The organism is Arthrobacter sp. 01N442 (genome assembly GCF_056399345.1).
The window spans coordinates 552,950-569,864 of sequence record NZ_JBFTRD010000004.1 but is presented as its reverse complement, the minus strand read 5'-3'; the positions used below and the strand labels follow the sequence as shown (position 1 = coordinate 569,864).

Here is a 16,915-nt window from a genome sequence, read left to right as displayed (position 1 = left end):
CATCCCCGCATCCGGGGCGGTCCGTGCGGTGCCGCTAGTCGGCGTCGGGCTCTGCCAGGAGGGCACTCTTGCGCCGGCGCAGGGCGAACACCGCCCCGAACGCAAACAGCTGGGTGACGACGACGAGTACGATCGCGCCGGCGATCTTGTTACCGCCGAGGATCATCGTCAGTCCCACGATCGCGGACAGCAGCGCCAGCAGCGGCAGCAGCATGTAACCGAGGACAAAAAGCACTTCGGGTTTGCGCAGCACTATTTGGTCTCCGTCCGGCGCCACAGGGTGATGCGGTAGCGGGTGCCGTTCGCGGCGGTCAGCCAGCCGTCGGCCGGGAGGCTGGCCTCCGCGGTCCAGTCGTAGCCAAGTTCCGGGGCGAAGGTGTCGCCCTCGGTGGCGGCGTCGATGGTGGTGACGACGGCGACGTCGGCAAGATCCAGGGACTGCGTGAAAATTTCGCCGCCGCCAATAATCCAAACCATCTGGTGGCCTGGCGCGAACTGCGATTCCAAAAGGGCGTCGTCAAGGGACTTGACTGCCAGGGCGCCTTCCGCCTGCGGCGTCCCGCCCCAGCCTTCCTGCCGGGTGATGACGATGTTCGTCCGTCCGGGCAGCGGCCGATATTTGTCCGGGAAGGATTTCCAGGTTTTCCGCCCCATGATGACAGGGTGGCCGGTGGTGAGGCGGCTGAAGTGCAGCATGTCTTCGGGCAGGTTCCAAGGCATGGAGCCGGCCTGGCCGATCACTCCGGTGTTGGTCTGCGCCCAGACCAGGCCGAGCCCGGTGAGGGTGCCGCGGAGCTGTTCGGTGAAGTCTACCGGTTCCATGTCTTTGCTCGTCTCCCTGTTCTTATGAGGTTCGGGGCTCATACGGCGATCGGGGCCTTGATTGTGGGGTGGTGCTGGTAGCCCACCACCTCGAAGTCCTCGAGCGTGTAGTCGAAGATGGACTCGGGTTTACGGGTGATCCTCAGCTGCGGATATTCGTACGGTTCCCGTGCCAGCTGCGTGAGGACCTGGTCCAGATGGTTCTCGTAGAGGTGGACGTCACCGCCGGTCCAGACGAACTCGCCCGGTTCCAGCCCGGTCTGCTGAGCCAGCATGCAGGTCAGCAGGGCGTAGGAGGCAATGTTGAAGGGCACGCCAAGGAAGGTGTCCGCGGAGCGCTGGTAGAGCTGGCAGGAGAGCTTGCCGTTGGCCACGTAGAACTGGAAGAAGGCGTGGCACGGCGGGAGTGCCATGTTCTTGAGCTCGGCGACGTTCCACGCCGAGACGATGTGGCGGCGCGAATCGGGGTTGGACTTCAGGTTTTCCACGAGGTCCGCGATTTGGTCGATGTGGCCGCCGTCGGGCGTCGGCCAGGAGCGCCACTGCACGCCGTAGACCGGGCCGAGTTCGCCGTCGGCGTCCGCCCATTCGTTCCAGATGGTGACGCCCTGGTCCTGCATCCACTTCACGTTGCTGTCCCCGCGCAGGAACCACAGCAGCTCCACGGCGACGGACTTGAAATGCACGCGCTTGGTGGTGATGAGCGGGAAGCTCTTGCCCAGGTCGAAGCGGAGTTGCCGGCCGAACACGCTGCGGGTGCCCGTCCCGGTGCGGTCCGATTTGTGCGTACCGTGCTCGAAGACGTCGTGCAGCAGGTCTTCGTAGGGCGTTGGGATGCTCACGTTCCCAGTCTACTGAGAACTCCCTTGCTCGCCGTATTTATGGCGCTGGCCGAGCCTGGCGCGGATCAGGGCGAGCAACGCGCCGTCGTCCAGGCCGGCCGCGCGGCCCGCGGCGATGTAGCGGTCGGCGGCGTCGGACACCTCCGTGCTAATGGACGACGACGCCGGATCCTTGGCCCCCTCCCCGCCGGCCGGGGCGGCCGCGACGACGGTCCCGTTGCGGCGCCCGGTGGTGATGAGCGCGGCCTGCTCAAGTTCCTTGTAGGCGCGGGCGACGGTTCCGGCGGCTATGCCAAGGTCGGCGGCGAGGCTCCGCACGGTGGGCAGCCGGGTGCCCGCGGGCAGCGCTCCGATGGCGATCAGGGAGGCAATTTGCCCGCGGATCTGCTCGTACGGCGGCGTGGCGGAGCCCAGGTTGACGGAGATTCCCGCGGTCATGCCGCGGGCTCGTGGTCCGGCCGGGGCGCGGGGCGGCGCGGCGTGCGGGCCGGGCCGACGACCGGAATGACGGCGATGATGGTGGCTGCGGTGCCGAGGACCGCGCCGGCCAGGGTGGCCGGCCACCACGTATCCGCGGAGGGATTGAACGGTTCACCGAAGGACGAGGCGGCGAACACCGCGGCCCACGCCGGGCTATGGGCCAGCAGCAGGACGGCCGCCTGGGCGGTGAACATAGCTGCAAGGGTCCGCAGCGCCCGATGGACCGTGATGGCGCGCAACGCGGCATCCCCGGCTGTGGAAAGGCCGGGCACACCCTGCCGGCGCCTGGCCGCCAGGAAGGCCGGTACCGAGGCGGCCGCCCCGCCCGCTGCCAGGAGGGCCGGCGGAAGCCAGTCCGACTCGCCGTAGAGCCTCTGCTGGCCGGCCGCGGTGATGGACAGTACGAGCACGAAGATGAGCACGGCCAGGGCTGCGGTGGCCAGCAGCGCGGGGCTGGCCGGCCTGCGCGGCCAGCTGCGCGGCGCCGTCGGGTCCCCGTAATTGCGTTGCAGCAGCAGCTCGCCCGCGGCGAGGACCCCCAGCACCGCGGCCGCCATCAGCGCCACGAAGCCTGCCAAGCCGAAGGCCGCCGCGGCGGCCGTCAGCCCGGGGACGACGAAGACCCCGGCCAGCAGTGGTACCGCCGCCGCGAGGCCCAGCAGGGGACCCAGCGAGGAGATCAGCCGGGCCGCGGGATGCTGTCCGCCCGTCTTCAGGTCCGCGACTGGCCGGTTCCGCGTGCCCAGCCCGGCGGCCGCGAGCCGGGGCGGCCGCCAGCACCACATCACCAGCAGCACGGCCATGCCGACGACGCCGGCGGGATTCGTCCATCCCGTGATGCCGGCGGAAGGATCAGGCCGTGCCGCGAAGTTTCCGGCGATGACTCCCAGCCCGGCGGCCACGGTGGATACGGTACGGAGCAGGCGGTTCATCGCGATGGTCCGCAGCAGGGCGTTGTCGCCGGCGTCGAGGGCCTCCAACTGGCGGCGGCTGGCTATCAGCCGCAGCACCAGCCAGGTTCCGATGGCCAGGAAGGCCAGGGCGCCGCCCAGCCAGCCGGCCAGTTCCGGCCCTGGTATCCGGCCGTCGGCGCCGCTGGTCTGCCGCGTGTAGGGCCCGTCCACCACGGTTTCGGGCCTAAGCGGTGAGAACCCCGGAAGGGTGCCGGTCCATGCAATGAAGGCCCCGGCGGCGGCAAAGACGGCCGCCGTGACCGCCGCCAGCCGGCGGGGCAGGAAGTCGCGGATCCGCCGGACGGAGAGTACGGTCTGCCGACGCATCCGGCGCGGGCCCGGATAGCTGATCTGGCCGAGGGCATGCACCCCCAGGCACCCCAGCAGCGGCCAGGCCAGTGCGGGGATAATCGTCCCCGCGGTCGTCAGGGCGCCGCCCACGGAGGGGTTGGCCGGGATGATGCCGAGGTTCATGGCGCCCTGCAGGGAGCTCCCGAGCCAGCCGATGACCCCCACCCAGAGGGCGTGTTCGGACACCGACGACGGTGACGTGCCGGTGTCCGGGGCCCAAATCACCCAGCGAAGCACGGCGTAGACGATCACGGCAGCGATCATCGGACCGAACAGCAGCATCGATGGAAAGTAGAACTCGGCCGGCATGAAATCCCCCAAAGACCCCGCAGTTATGTATCAAGTACTTGATACAAACTAGGGTTCGTGGACGTCGGGGTCAAGCACCCTAGTCGTCGAAGGGGCGGAACTGCTCCACGGCCACGACCTTGCCCTTGCTGTGCGAGACATGGCAGACGACGATCTCCCCGGGCGAGAGGAAGGGGTCGGTGGAGGGAAGCAAGCCGCGCAGCCGTGAGTTCATGTGCTTGCCCAGCTGGGCGAAAACCGTGGGGAGCGCGGGCCGGTGCGTGCACAGTGCCACCGCGCGCCCCTTGTCAAACAGGGACTCGACGACGTTCGCGGTCTTGTGCGGACTCCGGCCGTGCAGGTGTTCGGTCAGGGACTCGTGCAGCTTCACCTTGGCGTCGACGGCCTTGGCGTAGGGGGCGACCGTGGCCACGCAGCGCAGCCAGGGGCTCGTGACCACCCGTGGGGGGCTCCAGGCCTGAAGCAGCCGGCCCACGGCCTGGGCCTGCCGTGCCCCCGTGGCCGCCAGTGGACGGTCGCCCTCGGCCTTGGACCAGGACGAGCGGGGCTTAGCCTTGGCATGGCGCACAACCAGCAGCGGCCAGGTGTCCAGTTCGCCGCGGGAATGTGCAGCTACGAGGTGTTCCAGCGGGGCACGGTCGCCGGGGTTGCTGAGCAGGCCCGCTGCCTTTTCCGGCGAACACCACATGACGCTGTCCACCTCCTTGCCGTCGGGGCGGAGGGGAGCGCCGTCGACGTCGACCGCCCAGTAGTGCACCACCTTCAGGCCCGCCGCCACGTGGTAGTGGATGGGCGGCAACGGTATGCCCAGCGGCGCCTTGAGGCCGATCTCCTCTTCCACCTCGCGGGCGGCGCACTCGGGAACGGTCTCGCCCGGATCGAGCTTGCCCTTGGGCCAGGACCAGTCGTCGTAGCGGGGGCGGTGGATCAGCAGGACCTCAAGCTTGTCCTTGTTGACGCGCCAGGGCAGGGCGCCGGCGGCCACGACCGCTATCGCTTCGCCCGGATGGTCGGTCTGGTCCGCGACCAGTGAATCGCTGCTCACAACCGTGCCTTAGCGCAGGCTCGCCGAGCGCTGCCGCGACCGCGAGTTGAGCAGCCATGACTGGACGTCCTGCAGCGCGGTGCCGTCCTCCGCGAGGTGGTGGCGGACCCATTCGCCGCTGTTGTCCAAATGCCAGCTGGCGGTGGCAGGATCCATGTAGCGGTTGAGCATGTCCAGGACGTACGTGGTGTCGTCCCCGCTGCTGAGCTGCACGAGGGCCTCCACCCGCCTGTCCAGGTTGCGGTGCATCATGTCGGCCGAGCCGATGTAGACCACCGGGTCGCCCGCGTTGGCGAAGGCGAAGACGCGGGAGTGCTCCAGGAAGCGGCCCAGGACGGACCGCACGGTGATGTTCTCGCTGAGCCCGGGCACGCCCGGGCGCAGGGAGCAGATGCCGCGGACGATCACGTCCACCTGCACCCCGGCCTGGGAGGCCCGGTAGAGGGAGTCGATGATGGCTTCGTCCACCATTGAATTCACCTTGATCTGGACGCGGGCCGCGATTCCCGCCCGGGCGTTGCGGATCTCGGTTTCGATCCGGTCGATCAGCCCGGAACGAACCGACCTCGGGGCGACCAGCAGCCTCTTGAACGTGGACTTGGGCGCGTAGCCGGAGAGCTGGTTGAACAGCTTGGACAGATCCTCGCCCACCTGCTCGTTGGCGGTCAGGAGGCCCAGGTCCTCGTAGTAGCGCGCGGTGCGCGGGTGGTAGTTGCCGGTGCCGATGTGGCAGTAGCGGCGCAGTCCGTCCACTTCCTGGCGGACCACGAGGGAGAGCTTGCAGTGGGTCTTGAGCCCCACGATCCCGTAGACCACGTGGACCCCGGCCTGTTCCAGCTTCCGGGCCCAGGAGATATTGGCCTGCTCGTCGAAGCGGGCCTTGATTTCCACCAGGGCGAGCACCTGCTTGCCGGCCTCGGCGGCGTCGATCAGGGCGTCAACGATGGGTGAGTCGCCGGACGTGCGGTACAGGGTCTGCTTGATGGCCTGCACCTTCGGGTCCGCGGCGGCCTGCTCCAGGAAAGCCTGCACGGACGTGGAGAAGGAGTCGTACGGGTGGTGCAGCAGGATGTCCCGCCGCCGCATGGCCGCGAAGACATTCGCCGCCTTGGACGTCTCGGACTCGTTGAGGTACCGGGACGTGTGCGGCACGTGCTTGGGGTAGTGCAGGTCCGCGCGGTCGATGCCCGCGATCACGGAGAGGCCGCGCAGGTCCAGCGGGGCCGGGACGGAATAGACCTCGGATTCCTCGACGCCGAGCTCGCGGATCAGCAGCGCCCTGATGTTGGGGTTGATGTCGTTGGTGACCTCGAGCCGGACCGGCGGGCCGAAGCGGCGGCGCAGCAGTTCCTTCTCCAGCGCCTGCAGCAGGTTCTCGGCGTCGTCCTCTTCGACCTCCACGTCCTCGTTGCGGGTCACGCGGAAGGTGTGGTGCTCCAGCACCTCCATCCCGGCGAAGAGCTGGTCCAGGTGGACGGCGATGACTTCCTCGAGCGCGATGAAGCGGGCCACCCGCCCGGGCACCGAGCCGGCGCGCGGGCCGTCGATGGAGATCAGCCGCGGCAGCTGGTCCGGGACCTTGACACGGGCGAACAGCTCCTTGTCGCTGACCGGGTTCCGGACCACGACGGCGAGGTTCAGCGAGAGCCCGGAGATGTAGGGGAAGGGATGGGCCGGATCCACGGCCAGCGGCGTCAGGATCGGGAAGACCTTCTCCGCGAACATGGCGCTGAGCTGGTCCTTGGCCTGGTCGTCGAGTTCCTCCCAATGCATCAGGTGGATGTGTTCGTAGGCGAGGGCCGGGCGGATCTGGTCGGCGTAGACCTGGGCGTGGCGCTGCTGCAACCGGTGCGCGGCGTCGCCGATCTGTTCCAGGACCTGCATCGGGCTCAGCCCGGCGGGGGAGGGCACGGCGAGGCCGGTGGCGATGCGGCGCTTGAGGCCGGCGACGCGGACCATGAAGAACTCGTCCAGGTTGGACGCGAAGATCGACAGGAAGCTGACGCGTTCCAGCAGGTAGAGGTTGGGATCCTCGGCGAGTTCCAGGACGCGTGCGTTGAACGCGAGCCAGCTGAGTTCACGGTCCAGGAAGCGGTCCGGGCTGATGTCGCCTTCCGGTTCCAGGTTGGGGGCGAACTCGGGGATGTCGATCCGGTCCTGCGTGGCGCGCGAGGCGGGCACTTCGGAGGAGCCGAACCGGGCCCGCACGGGACGGGCAGCCTTGTCCGGCGTTGCGGCTTCAGACGTGGCCGTCCGGGCAGTTTCCCGTTGCATGGTCTCTCCTAATGCTGGCGCGATTTAGCTTCAACCTTACAAGGAATCGAATCCGGAGGAGCCCAGGTTTCGGCCGTCGCCGGGGGCCCGGCCGCAGCTCCGGCTAACGCCCTTCCAGCGGCGCGTACATGACGTCCATGTCCCAGCGCGAAAAGCCGAGCCGGTGGTACAGCGCCACGGCGGGAATGTTGTCCGCATCGACGTAGAGCATCACGGCGTGCAGGCCCTGCTGTTGCAGGTGCTTGATGCCGGCGACGGTCAGCGCCTTGCCGAGGCCGGTGCCCTGCGCCTCGGGGGCGACGCCAACGACGTACACCTCGCCGATCGCCGGGTGCTCGCCGTGGCGGGGGTGCACCTTGGTCCAATGGAAGCCGAGGATCCGGCCGGCGCCGTCGACCGCGAGCAGGAAACCGGCGGGGCCGAACCACGGCTCGGCCATCCGGGCGTCCAGGTCTGCCCGGCTCATGTTCCCCTGTTCGGGGTGATGGGCGAAGGCTGCCCGGTTGACCGCGAGCCATTCCTCCTCGTCCCGGCCGGGGACGAAGCTGCGCAGCGAGACGCCCTCGGGCAGGGCGACGTCGGGCAGTTCCGAGGCCGCCGTGGCGAGCCGCATCTTCCACAGTTCGCGGACCGGGGCGTAGCCGTAGCGGGCGGCCAGGTCAGCGGCGGCCTCGTGGTTGCCGTGCGACCACGCCTTCAGGCCTGCGAAGCCGCGCACCTTCTGGAGTTCGCTGACCAGCCGGTCCGCGACGCCTTGGTTGCGGTAGTTCGGGTGGACCGCCACCTCCAGCACCCCGCTGCCGTCCGCTTCCTCGACGACGACGGCGAAACCCGCCAGGTCGTTGCCCCGGCCCGGACCGGGTGAGCCGGCGGCGCGGTGGCCGCTGGCATCCGTGCCCGAGTTCTCCCGGGAATAGTCGGGGGAGTAGAGAGCAAGTGCCAGCACGGAGTGCGGGCCGGCGTCCGGGGCGCGAAGCGTCACGAGGGTTTGCTCCGACAGCGGCGGGTTGCCGTCTGACTCCTCGGCGGCGGCCACGAGAGTCGTGACGTCCCGCAGGAGCTGTTCGTCCACAGCTCCCTGCAGGGTGAGTACGGGCCAGTTCTCCGGATTCGCGGGACTCATGGTGCAAGGCTATACGTCCGTGGCGGTTTGGCGGGCGGGAATGGCGAGGATTTGATGCATCGGCTCGGGGCACGTATAGTCGTTATCTCATCCGGTTGAGCGGCCCAAACCGTTCAGTGGATGCGAGGGGGATCCACCACTGGGGTGGCCTCGATACGTTCGACCCGTATGTCCTCCACTGCAGCGCCAAGCGGCGCAAGAAAGCCCCGGATTCTCGAGTCCGGGGCTTTTGCGTGTCCGGTCACTGCCTGGCGTGTGTCCGGTCCTGTGTCTCGCCGGCGTCCGGATCTGGCTCTGGCCGGGCGGCCTGCCGGCTAGGCCTCGGTGAGCTCTTCGTCCGGCTGCCGGACCAGCGTGAGGCGGTACCCGACGTTGCGGACGGTGCTGATCAGGTTCTCGTGGTCGGCGCCGAGCTTTGCGCGCAGCCGCCGGACGTGGACGTCCACGGTGCGGGTGCCGCCGTAGTAGTCGTAGCCCCAGACCTCGGTGAGGAGCTGCTGGCGTGTGAAAACCCGGCCGGGGTGCTGGGCGAGGTACTTGAGCAGCTCAAATTCCTTGAACGTCAGGTTCAGCGCAGCCCCGTTCACCCGGGCCGTATAGCTGGCTTCATCGATGACGACGCCGGCCGCTCGGATCTCGGTGGGGGTGTCGTCCGCATCAGGCAGGGCACGCGCGACGCCGAGCCGGATGCGGGCTTCGACTTCCGCGGGTCCGGCGGACTCCAACAGAATGTCGTCCACGGCCCAGGCCGAGGAGACCGCCGCCATGCCGCCCTCGGTCAGGATCAGCATGAGGGGAGCGCTCAACCCGGTGGCCTTTAGCAACTGGGTGAGGGAGCGGGCGCCGACCAGGTCCTTGCGGGCGTCGAGCAGCACGATGTCGCACGGGTCGGTGTCGAGCAGGGCCGTGGGCTCGGCGGGAAGGATGTGGACGCGGTGGTTAAGCAGTTCCAGCGCAGGCAGGACATCCACCGATGATCCGGTGCTGTTCGTCAGTAGCAGGATGTGCGACATGGTTCCTCCAAGGGGTGTCCGCGCATCATTGGGCGTCTGAACCGGGCTCTCACCGGCCGGTACTGAGCTTCCGGGCGGTGACCTGCCTGCGGTTGCCGGAGGAAGCGTAGCTGAGCTTTGAGTATACCCAAATGGCCCCCCGCGGACACTGTTCCGCCGCTCCAGCTTGGCTCTCTTACGACACAAAACGTTCATATAAGGCAGGATTGAACCGTCAGGGCCTGCAGCCCGGCGGAGTCGAGCAGGCCCTACGGGTCCGCAGTGAGCGAAGGTACCGGTTGATCGTGGCTAACTTGATCGTGGGGGACCGTGTCCGGGATGCCCTGCCGGTGGGAGCGTCCGGGCCAGCGTTGGAGGGGGAACTGTGAAGTCGTGGAGTGTCGGTGTCATCGGCCTGGCCGGGCTCGCCGCGATCATTGCCGGTGCGTACTCCACGCCCGAGGCCCTCCTGGGCGTCGCCGTGCTCACCGCCGTCTGCGTCGGCATCGGCTGGCCGCACTTTCTCGGCATCCCGGCGAAGAAGACCCTCGCCGCCCTGATCGGCCTCCCCGGAATCGGCTCCGCAATCGCCGCCACCTACCTGCCCGCGCCGGGCTTCCTGAACTGGACGCCCGCGTTTGTCGCGGCCGGCGTGATGGCCATCTTTGTCATGCAGCTGATTCGCGGCACAGGCCAGGCCCAGCGCCTCGAATCCACCCTGGGCTCCAGCGCCGGGGTGTTGCTGTCCTGCCTCGGCGCCGGCTGGATCGCTTGCTCGCGCTTCAACGGGGTCAAGGAAATGCTGCTCGTTGCCGCCATCAGCGCGGCGATCGCCCTGATGGCGGGCCTGATCCGCTGGCCGGACCGGATCGTCGCCCCGCTGGGCATCGTCGGGGCGGGGCTCGCCGGTCCGCTGGCCGGCCTCGTGCTCTCCGACATTGCCGTACTGCCTGCCGCCCTGGTCGGGATCGTGGTCGGGGCCGTCCTGGTCAGCTTCCGCAGGCTGGTCATCATCCGTGGCGCGACATTGAACCTGCCGGCCGTGCTGAGCATGGGTTTGGCGCCGGTCTCCGCGGTCGGTTCGCTCGCTTACTTCATAGACAAACTACTCCTCCACTAAGCGTTAGGATGGCATCATGTCCGTACTTGCATTTGAGATCTTCTTCCTTGTCCTGCTGGCCGTCGCCGGCCTTTCCATGGCCTGGTTTGCCGGCTTTGTGGTGTACCGGCTCTTCAAGGGCCAGAAGTAAAAAGCCGATAAACGTCCAGAACCCGTAGTTTCCAGAGGTAGCTGCTGTGCCGATTGAAATTCCTACAGATCTGACGCCCGAACTCGTTCCGCTGTCCTGGCTCATTGGTGAGTGGGAGGGCCGCGGCCGGCTCGGTGCCGGGGAAGAGGATTCGGAGCATTTCCTCCAGCACGTCTCCTTCACCCACAACGGCCTGCCGTACCTGCAGTACCGGGCCGAGTCCTGGCTGACGGACGACGAGGGAACCAAACTCCGCCCGCTGACCGTGGAGACCGGTTTCTGGGCCCTGGAGCGCAAGCAGCGCGATGAGGACGGCGGCCCTGGGCTGATCCCGGCCGACATCGTCCCGGTGCTCAAGAGCGCCGACGAGGTCGAGGAGCTGCGCAACAGCGACGGCGGCTTCGACATTTCCGTCTCCATCTCACACCCCGGCGGGATTTCCGAGTTGTACTACGGCCAGATCAAGGGCCCGCAAATCCAGCTCAGCACCGACATGGTGATGCGGGGCAGCCACTCCAAGGAATACACGGCCGCCACCCGGATTTTCGGTTTGGTCGACGGCAAGTTGCTCTGGCGCTGGGACGTTGCCGCGGGCAAGAGCTCGACGCCGGGCGGCGGCCTGGAAGCGCACGCCTCCGCCATCCTCAGCAAGCTCGGCTGAACCGCACGTCCGGCATAGGCCGGGGTCTCACTGGATTTCCGTTGTCCGCAGCGAACGCAGGGAGCACCACAGTGAACGAGACAGCAAGTGGCACGGCGCACTCCGGCAAGTACAGCGACCTCAAGGCGGTGTTCTTCAACGGCACCCTGAAGAAGTCCCCGGAGACGTCCAACACGCAGGGCCTGATCGAAATCAGCCGCAGGATCATGGAGAAGCAGGGCGTCGCCACCAGCGTCATCCGGACGGTGGACCACGACATTGCCAGCGGCGTCTACCCGGACATGCGCGAGCACGGCTGGGCAAGCGACGAATGGCCCGCACTCTACCCGGCGGTGCGGGAAGCGGACATCGTGGTGGTCGCGGGACCGATCTGGCTGGGGGACAACTCGTCCCAGACCAAGAAACTGATCGAGCGGCTCTACGCCCACTCCGGCGAACTGAATTCCAAGGGCCAGTGGGCGTTCTACCCGAAGGTCGGCGGCTGCCTCATCACCGGCAACGAGGACGGCATCAAGCACTGCGCCATGAACGTGCTCTACAGCCTCCAGCACATCGGCTTCACCATCCCGCCCCAGGCGGACGCGGGCTGGATCGGAGCGGTGGGACCCGGTCCGAGCTACCTGGACGAAGGCTCCGGCGGCCCGGAAAGCGACTTCACCAACCGCAACACCACCTTCATGACGTGGAACCTGCTGCACCTGGCCCGGATGCTCAAGGATGCCGGGGGCATTCCCGCCTACGGCAACCTGCCCGATGACTGGAAAGCCGGCACCCGATTCGACTTCGAAAATCCGGAATACCGCTGAGCCCTGAGGACTTCTACTTCATATGACTACCAAGAGCCCCCTGCTGTCGCGCCCGGGCGCCGTCGAAGCGGCCGGCGCGGACGCCGGCGTCGCCGCCCACTACGGCGAACCGTTGCGCGAGCAGCGCGCACTGGCTGCCGGAACCGCCGTCGTGGATTTGTCCCAGCGCGGCGTAGTCACGGTGAGTGGACCAGACCGGCTGAGCTGGCTCAACACCCTCTCCTCGCAGCAGCTCACCGCCCTGGCTCCGGGCCAGTCCACCGAACTGCTGCTGCTCAGCGTGCAGGGCCGGATCGAGTTCGACGCACGGGTTCTGGACGACGGCGCCACCACCTGGCTGATCGTGGAGGCCGCAGAGGCCCCGCCGCTCGCCGAATGGCTGACCAGGATGAAGTTCATGCTCCGGGTCGAGGTGGCCGACGTCTCGGCGGACTGGGCAGTACTGGGCACCACCCGGCCGGTGCCGGAATGGTCCGGACACAAGGTCTGGGAAGACCCGTGGCCGCACGTCGGTGCCGGAGGGTACTCCTACGCGGTGGTTGGCGAGGATGCCCACCCCGGCCTGGAACGGCCCTGGTTCGAATACCTCTTGCCGGCCACCGAGCTTGAGGCCACCGTGGCGGACCGCCCGCTGGCCGGCGTAATGGCGGCCGAGGCGCTGCGCATCGCGGCGTGGCGTCCCCGCTGGGGAGCAGAGACGGACGATAAGACCATCCCGCACGAACTGGACCTGCTGCGCACGGCGGTGCACCTCGCGAAGGGCTGCTACAAGGGACAGGAAACCATCGCCCGGGTGCACAATCTGGGCCACCCGCCGCGGCGTCTGGTGTTCCTCCAACTCGACGGGTCCCAGCACACGCTGCCCGCTGTCGGCAGCGAGGTCCGGGCCGGCGAGCGGAAGGTCGGCACAGTGACATCCGTGGCGCAGCACTACGAAATGGGTCCGGTGGCGTTGGCGGTCATCAAGCGTTCCGTCGCCCCGGACCAGGTGCTGACCGTGATGGACGGCGAGGAACCCTACCCCGCGGCGCAGGAGCCCATCGTGGCTCCCGACGCCGGACAGGTCGTGGGACGCCAGACCGGCTTCCTCCGGGGGACCCGGTGAGCGGCGGAACCGAGTCGGCGGCGCCCCAGCCGGCCGGCCCCGACGACGAGACGCTCGCCCTGGCCCACGCATTGTTCGACGCCGCCCGCGAAGGAAACTCCGCCCTGCTCGGCGGCTACCTCGCGGCAGGCGCCCCAGCGACGCTGACCACCGCGACGGGGGACACGCTGCTGATGCTTGCGGCCTACCACGGCCAGGCGGATGCCGTGCGGCTGATCTTGGCGCACGGCGGGGACGCCAACACGGCCAACGACCGCGGCCAGACACCGCTCGCCGGCGCCGTATTCAAGGGTTACCCGGACGTGGTGCAGGTCCTCGTGGAGGCGGGCGCCGACCCCGACGCCGGAAGTCCCTCCGCCCGGGCTGCCGCCCAAATGTTTGCCCGCAACGATATTCTGGCGCTCCTCGGCTGAACCGGGCACCGCCCAGCCAGCAGCGCCGGATCCCACAGCTTCACCCCGGCTCCACCACCCGCTTAGCCTGCAACACGCACCGTAAGGAACCGAAATGGAAAACGTAGCGAGGCCGTGGGCCGCCCTCTGGTCCTTGGTGATCGGATTCTTCATGATCCTGATCGACACCACCATCGTTTCGGTGGCGAACCCCCGGATCATGGAAGGCCTCAACGCGGACATCAACTCGGTAATCTGGGTCACCAGCGCCTACCTGCTGGCCTACGCCGTGCCGCTGCTCATCACCGGCCGGCTGGGTGACCGCTTCGGGCCGAAGAAGCTCTACCTGTCCGGCCTCGTGGTGTTCACCGTTGCGTCGCTGTGGTGCGGCCTCTCCGGCGACGTCCAGACGCTGATCGAGGCCCGGGTACTGCAGGGCCTCGGTGCCGCGATGATGACGCCGCAGACCATGGCGGTCATCACCCGTATCTTCCCGCCGGACCGCCGCGGCGCCGCGATGGGCATCTGGGGCGCTACGGCCGGCGTCGCCACCCTGGTGGGTCCGATCCTCGGCGGCGTGCTGGTGGACGGACTGGGCTGGGAATGGATCTTCTTCATCAACATTCCGGTGGGGATCACCGGATTCTTCCTGGCCCTGCGCTTCGTTCCCGCCTTGAGCACCCACCCGCACAAGTTCGACATCCCCGGCGTGCTGCTCAGCGCCGTCGGCCTGTTCCTGCTGGTCTTCGGAATCCAGGAAGGCGAAACCTACGACTGGGGCACCATCACCGGGCCCATCACCGTCTGGGGCCTGATCATCGGCGGCATCGTGGTCCTCGTCGCCTTCGTTCTCTGGCAGCGGTACAACAAGGGCGAACCGCTGCTGCCGCTGGGCTTGTTCAAGGACCGGAACTTCTCCCTGGCCAACCTGGGCATCACCACCGTCGGCTTCACCGTAACGGCCTTCGGCCTGCCGCTGATCTTCTACTACCAGGTGGTGCGCGGCCTGACCCCGACGCAGTCGGCGCTCATGATGGTTCCGATGGCCGTGATCTCCGGCGGCCTGGCCCCGGTCGTGGGCAGGATCATCGACCGGGTCAACCCGAAGTTCATCACGGCGGGCGGCCTGACCCTGATGTCCGTGGCCCTCTTCTGGAATGCCTCGCTGATGCACCCGGATACTCCCATCTGGCTCTTCCTGCTGCCGAGTGCCGTGCTGGGGTTCGCGAACGCTGGCATCTGGGCTCCGCTGAGCTCCACTGCCACCCGCAACCTGCCGCCCCGGCTCGCGGGAGCCGGGTCCGGCGTCTACAACACCACCCGCCAGATCGGCGCGGTCCTGGGCAGCGCGGCCATCGCGGTGCTGATCCAGGCCCGGCTTGCCGCGGAACTGCCGCCGGCCCCGGGCGCGTCCGCGAAGTCGAGCCCGATGGCCTTCGGAGGGAAACTGCCCGAGGCGCTGCACGAAGGGTTCTCGACGGCGATGGGCCAGTCCATCCTGCTGCCCGCCGCCGTGATCCTGCTCGGCGCGGCCGTGGCGCTGTTCTTTGCCAAACCCCAGCCGCAGCAGGGCTGGGGCACGCCGGGCGCGGTTCCGGCGGCAACAGACGGCGTGCCCGCCGTCGCAGAGGACGCCGAGGCCAAGCGGGGCTAGGCCGACGCCGGGCTCCGGCCGCGTCCGCTTAGCCGAGCAGCACGCTGGTCTGGATGCCACCGGCGGTGAAGCCCAGGCTCCGGGCCAGCGCGAGGGACCCGTGATTGCTGACATCGCTGCGCCACTGCAGCGTCAGCCCGGAGGCCAGCGCCTCGTGGGCCGCAATCGAGGCCGCAAGGGTGCCGAGGCCGCGGCGCCGCCATTCGGGGGCCACCAGCACTCCAAGCTGGGCCAGGATGCCTTCCCACTCGGTGTAGGCGCCGCACGCCACCGGGGTGCGGCGGCCGTCTTCGAGGTGCATGATCGTGAAGCGGTGCTCAAGGTCCGCCAGGCCCACCTCGTTGACATCGTCCGGCGGGCACAGGGCCTCGAGTTCGACCGCTTCCGGGTTGCCGTGCGAGACGGTCAGCTCCTCGGCAGGCTGCTGCAGGGCCAGATCATCGGCGAAGAACAATGCGGCGGCGCCCAGCCCGTGCCCGCCGTGTGCGCGGGTGATGGTCAGCAGCGTGACGTGCTGCGCCAGTTCCTCGTCCGAATACCCGGCTGCGGCGTCCAGCGCCCACTGCGGCCCCACCAGGGCCGAGCTGCCGAACAGGCGGACGAACTGCAGCCAACGGGCAGAGTCGTCCGCCCGGGTGAGGCGGCGGCCCGCCGCGGTGGCGAAAGCGGCGTCGTCGAGCCCCAGCCGGCGGGCCCACGCGAGCTGGATGATTTCAGCGGAACCGGGCGCAAGAGTCATGCTTCAACCCTACCCAGCCAGCGTCGTGGGGACGGGGAAGCCTCAGCCGAAGAGGACGGCGGCTTCCTCGTAGCGGTGCGCCGGGACGCTCTTGAGGTTGCCCAGTGCGGCATCGAAGCCGACGTGGACGATGTCGGTACCGTTCAGCGAAACCATGGTTCCCCAGCGCTGCTCGACCACCGAATCGATCGCAGCCATGCCGAGCCGGGTTGCCAGGACTCGGTCGAATGCGGTGGGGACGCCGCCGCGCTGGATGTGGCCGAGCACGGTGGCGCGGGTCTCGATCCCGGTGCGGGCCTCAAGCTCGGGGGCCAGCAGTTCGGCGATGCCGCCAAGGCGCGGCCGGCCGAAGGTGTCCAGACCGCGCTCGGAGTGCGGGGATTCCTGGCCTTCGGGAACGAAGCCCTCCGCGACGACCACCAGCGGTGCGCGGCCGCGGTCGCGGGCTGAGATGACCCACTCGGTGATCTGTTCCATCGAGGCCTTCTGCTCCGGGATGAGGATGGCGTGGGCGCCGGAGGCCATGCCGGCGTGCAGGGCGATCCAGCCGACGTGGCGGCCCATGACCTCGGCGATCATGGTCCGGTGGTGGGATTCCCCGGTGGTGCGGAGCCGGTCGATGGCCTCGGTGGCGATCTCGACGGCGGTATCGAAGCCGAAGGTGTAGTCCGTGGCGTCGAGGTCGTTGTCCACCGTCTTGGGTACGCCGACGATCTTCAGCCCGGCGTCGGTCAGGCGCTTAGCTGCGGCCAGGGTGCCTTCGCCGCCAATGGCGATGATGGCATCGATGCCGAGGCGGTCCATGTTCGCCTTGATGACCTCGGGCCCGCCGTTGTTCTCAAACGGGTTGGTGCGGGACGTGCCGAGGATGGTTCCGCCCTGCTTGGCGATGCCGCGGACCAGTGCACGCGGGATGTCGATGACGTCGCCCTCGACCACGCCGCGCCAGCCGTCCAGGAATCCCACGAATTCGTGGCCGTGTACGGCGATGCCTTTCAGGACGGCGCCGCGGATCACGGCGTTCAGTCCGGGGCAGTCTCCGCCGCTGGTGAGGATTCCAATTTTCATGTCTCGGCTCAAATCCTGGTTCGAAGGGGTACAGGCAGAGCGCCACGCT

At 68.4% G+C, this 16,915-nt stretch carries 17 protein-coding genes; 6 read left to right on the top strand and 11 right to left on the bottom strand.

Going from position 1 to position 16,915, the window contains the following annotated elements; translation table 11 throughout:
• Positions 1 to 34: 34 nt before the first annotated feature.
• From AC1DNC_RS10075 to AC1DNC_RS10035, 9 genes are all read right to left on the bottom strand, one after another.
• On the bottom strand, positions 35 to 253 hold the full coding sequence (locus AC1DNC_RS10075) for an NF038396 family protein (RefSeq protein WP_476862398.1): 219 nt from the start codon (positions 251 to 253) through the stop codon (positions 35 to 37).
• Positions 253 to 822, bottom strand: a complete 570-nt coding sequence (locus AC1DNC_RS10070; RefSeq protein ID WP_476862397.1) for a dihydrofolate reductase — start codon at positions 820 to 822, stop codon at positions 253 to 255. The genes AC1DNC_RS10075 and AC1DNC_RS10070 overlap by 1 nt, the downstream gene beginning before the upstream one ends.
• Before the next feature lie 38 nt (positions 823 to 860).
• On the bottom strand, positions 861 to 1,664 hold the full coding sequence (locus AC1DNC_RS10065) for a thymidylate synthase (protein ID WP_476862396.1): 804 nt from the start codon (positions 1,662 to 1,664) through the stop codon (positions 861 to 863).
• A 9-nt stretch (positions 1,665 to 1,673) separates the two neighbouring features.
• On the bottom strand, positions 1,674 to 2,102 hold the full coding sequence (locus tag AC1DNC_RS10060; protein ID WP_476862395.1) for a GntR family transcriptional regulator: 429 nt from the start codon (positions 2,100 to 2,102) through the stop codon (positions 1,674 to 1,676).
• The gene (locus AC1DNC_RS10055; protein ID WP_476862394.1) at positions 2,099 to 3,757 is read right to left on the bottom strand and encodes a hypothetical protein; all 1,659 of its coding nucleotides are present in this window, start codon (positions 3,755 to 3,757) and stop codon (positions 2,099 to 2,101) included. Before AC1DNC_RS10055 ends, AC1DNC_RS10060 begins: the two co-directional genes overlap by 4 nt.
• Before the next feature lie 79 nt (positions 3,758 to 3,836).
• The gene (locus tag AC1DNC_RS10050) at positions 3,837 to 4,802 is read right to left on the bottom strand and encodes an NUDIX hydrolase (RefSeq protein WP_476862393.1); all 966 of its coding nucleotides are present in this window, start codon (positions 4,800 to 4,802) and stop codon (positions 3,837 to 3,839) included.
• Positions 4,803 to 4,811: 9 nt separating this feature from the next.
• On the bottom strand, positions 4,812 to 7,076 hold the full coding sequence (locus AC1DNC_RS10045; RefSeq protein WP_476862392.1) for an RNA degradosome polyphosphate kinase: 2,265 nt from the start codon (positions 7,074 to 7,076) through the stop codon (positions 4,812 to 4,814).
• Between the two features lie 103 nt (positions 7,077 to 7,179).
• On the bottom strand, positions 7,180 to 8,199 hold the full coding sequence (mshD, locus tag AC1DNC_RS10040) for a mycothiol synthase (protein ID WP_476862391.1): 1,020 nt from the start codon (positions 8,197 to 8,199) through the stop codon (positions 7,180 to 7,182).
• 314 nt (positions 8,200 to 8,513) lie between these two features.
• Positions 8,514 to 9,212: a winged helix-turn-helix transcriptional regulator gene (locus AC1DNC_RS10035; protein ID WP_476862390.1), complete on the bottom strand. Its 699-nt coding sequence runs from the start codon at positions 9,210 to 9,212 to the stop codon at positions 8,514 to 8,516.
• Positions 9,213 to 9,576: 364 nt separating this feature from the next.
• On the opposite strand from AC1DNC_RS10035, the gene AC1DNC_RS10030 reads away from it, so the two are divergent.
• From AC1DNC_RS10030 to AC1DNC_RS10005, 6 genes are all read left to right on the top strand, one after another.
• The gene (locus tag AC1DNC_RS10030; RefSeq protein ID WP_476862389.1) at positions 9,577 to 10,311 is read left to right on the top strand and encodes a permease; all 735 of its coding nucleotides are present in this window, start codon (positions 9,577 to 9,579) and stop codon (positions 10,309 to 10,311) included.
• Positions 10,312 to 10,487: 176 nt separating this feature from the next.
• Positions 10,488 to 11,102: a nitrobindin family protein gene (locus tag AC1DNC_RS10025; protein WP_476862388.1), complete on the top strand. Its 615-nt coding sequence runs from the start codon at positions 10,488 to 10,490 to the stop codon at positions 11,100 to 11,102.
• 71 nt (positions 11,103 to 11,173) lie between these two features.
• Positions 11,174 to 11,908, top strand: coding sequence for a flavodoxin family protein (locus AC1DNC_RS10020; protein ID WP_476862387.1), 735 nt, complete (start codon positions 11,174 to 11,176; stop codon positions 11,906 to 11,908).
• A 22-nt stretch (positions 11,909 to 11,930) separates the two neighbouring features.
• The gene (ygfZ, locus tag AC1DNC_RS10015) at positions 11,931 to 13,013 is read left to right on the top strand and encodes a CAF17-like 4Fe-4S cluster assembly/insertion protein YgfZ (protein ID WP_476862386.1); all 1,083 of its coding nucleotides are present in this window, start codon (positions 11,931 to 11,933) and stop codon (positions 13,011 to 13,013) included.
• Complete coding sequence (locus AC1DNC_RS10010) at positions 13,010 to 13,426, top strand: ankyrin repeat domain-containing protein (RefSeq protein ID WP_476862385.1); 417 nt, start codon at positions 13,010 to 13,012, stop codon at positions 13,424 to 13,426. The genes ygfZ and AC1DNC_RS10010 overlap by 4 nt, the downstream gene beginning before the upstream one ends.
• Before the next feature lie 94 nt (positions 13,427 to 13,520).
• Positions 13,521 to 15,059 (top strand): DHA2 family efflux MFS transporter permease subunit, encoded by a 1,539-nt coding sequence (locus tag AC1DNC_RS10005; RefSeq protein ID WP_476862384.1) that lies wholly within the window; start codon positions 13,521 to 13,523, stop codon positions 15,057 to 15,059.
• Between the two features lie 28 nt (positions 15,060 to 15,087).
• Here the strand turns inward: AC1DNC_RS10005 and AC1DNC_RS10000 are convergent, their stop codons facing one another.
• Positions 15,088 to 15,798, bottom strand: coding sequence for a GNAT family N-acetyltransferase (locus AC1DNC_RS10000; RefSeq protein ID WP_476862383.1), 711 nt, complete (start codon positions 15,796 to 15,798; stop codon positions 15,088 to 15,090).
• Positions 15,799 to 15,840: 42 nt separating this feature from the next.
• Positions 15,841 to 16,866, bottom strand: a complete 1,026-nt coding sequence (locus AC1DNC_RS09995) for a 6-phosphofructokinase (RefSeq protein ID WP_476862382.1) — start codon at positions 16,864 to 16,866, stop codon at positions 15,841 to 15,843.
• Between the last annotated feature and the right edge of the window lie 49 nt (positions 16,867 to 16,915).

Coding starts and splice junctions, on each gene's coding strand:
- AC1DNC_RS10045 (WP_476862392.1), bottom strand. CDS start 7,076: ATGCAACGGGAAACTGCCCGGACGGCCACGTCTGAAGCCGCAACGCCG.
- AC1DNC_RS10070 (WP_476862397.1), bottom strand. CDS start 822: ATGGAACCGGTAGACTTCACCGAACAGCTCCGCGGCACCCTCACCGGG.
- AC1DNC_RS10060 (WP_476862395.1), bottom strand. CDS start 2,102: ATGACCGCGGGAATCTCCGTCAACCTGGGCTCCGCCACGCCGCCGTAC.
- AC1DNC_RS09995 (WP_476862382.1), bottom strand. CDS start 16,866: ATGAAAATTGGAATCCTCACCAGCGGCGGAGACTGCCCCGGACTGAAC.
- ygfZ (WP_476862386.1), top strand. CDS start 11,931: ATGACTACCAAGAGCCCCCTGCTGTCGCGCCCGGGCGCCGTCGAAGCG.
- AC1DNC_RS10000 (WP_476862383.1), bottom strand. CDS start 15,798: ATGACTCTTGCGCCCGGTTCCGCTGAAATCATCCAGCTCGCGTGGGCC.
- AC1DNC_RS10055 (WP_476862394.1), bottom strand. CDS start 3,757: ATGCCGGCCGAGTTCTACTTTCCATCGATGCTGCTGTTCGGTCCGATG.
- mshD (WP_476862391.1), bottom strand. CDS start 8,199: ATGAGTCCCGCGAATCCGGAGAACTGGCCCGTACTCACCCTGCAGGGA.
- AC1DNC_RS10005 (WP_476862384.1), top strand. CDS start 13,521: ATGGAAAACGTAGCGAGGCCGTGGGCCGCCCTCTGGTCCTTGGTGATC.
- AC1DNC_RS10035 (WP_476862390.1), bottom strand. CDS start 9,212: ATGTCGCACATCCTGCTACTGACGAACAGCACCGGATCATCGGTGGAT.